Raw genomic sequence first — 1,043 nt, 5'->3', positions numbered from 1 at the left:
GGTCAATGGCAACCACCGACCGCCCCGCCCATTCGCCCTTATATGCAAGCTGGCGCACAAATTCACCCCAGCTCGCGTCTGCTATCGCTTTGGACAGCGTCGGGTTGCGGATCATGTTCTTCACTTTCAGGGATTCGACACAAACAACTTGGTTTTCGTTAATCAGTTTGCGGGACAACTTGTGGAGGTTATCCATTCGGCAATCGGCAATTTTCGCGTGGAGGCGGGCGACTTTTAAGCGGGCTTTGGCGCGGTTTTTTGAGCCTTTTTGCTTCTTGCTCAAACGGCGCTGTCGCAGGGCTAATCGCTTCGCATAGTTAGCGGTATGGCGGGGATTGCCGGTTTTGAATCCGGTATCAGTGACGAACAAATCTTTTAAACCCACATCAATGCCGACCGTTTTAGCGGTGATCGGCAGTGATACAGGTTCAGACTCGCAGAGGCACGAAACAAAGTAGCGCCCTGCGGCGTCTTTGCTAAGGGTGACAGACGACGGCACGGACGGCAAAGGGCGCGACCAGCGCACGTCTAACGGCGCGTTGCTCTTAGCCATATACAGTTTGCCGTCACGGTACTTAAAGGCGCTGGCGGTAAATTCAGCCGCCTGTTTATGGCGCTTACTTTTAAATGCCGGGTATGAGGCACGCCCGGCAAAGAAGTGAGAAAAGGCTGTTTGTTGGTGGCGTAACGACTGCTGGAGCGGTACGCAGGAAACGTCATTCAGCCATGCACATTCAGGCTCTTTTTTGAGCGCAGTTAACCGGGCGCTGGCTTGTGTATAGCCGATCTTCTCCTGCTGCTCATAGTATGCGTCGGTGCGCCAGCGCAAGATGCTGTTATAGACAAAACGCACACACCCGAACGTTTGAGCCAAAAGCTCAACCTGATCAGGTGTTGGATAGAATCTGTATTTGTAGGCGCGTTTCATGGCTTCACAAAATACAGGCAAAAATGTGAGAGGCATTGACGATGGTCAAACAAAAAGAAGTCAGGCAGAAAACCGCCTCCTTTCCTCCCCGCCCTAAAAGGACGGGGTATCTCGG

1 protein-coding gene is annotated in these 1,043 nt (G+C 52.6%); it reads right to left on the bottom strand.

All coding sequences use genetic code 11. From position 1 onward, the window contains the following. The coding region (locus CYR55_RS22950; RefSeq protein WP_101818593.1) for an RNA-guided endonuclease InsQ/TnpB family protein at positions 1-928 on the bottom strand (928 nt) is incomplete at its 3' end. Positions 929-1,043 lie beyond the last annotated feature (115 nt).

Origin of the sequence: Chimaeribacter californicus (assembly GCF_002858675.1) — a bacterium.
In the GTDB taxonomy this organism is placed as follows: domain Bacteria; phylum Pseudomonadota; class Gammaproteobacteria; order Enterobacterales; family Enterobacteriaceae; genus Chimaeribacter; species Chimaeribacter californicus.
Note: the sequence above shows the minus strand (reverse complement) of the source record. Positions and strands in the feature narration are given on the sequence as shown.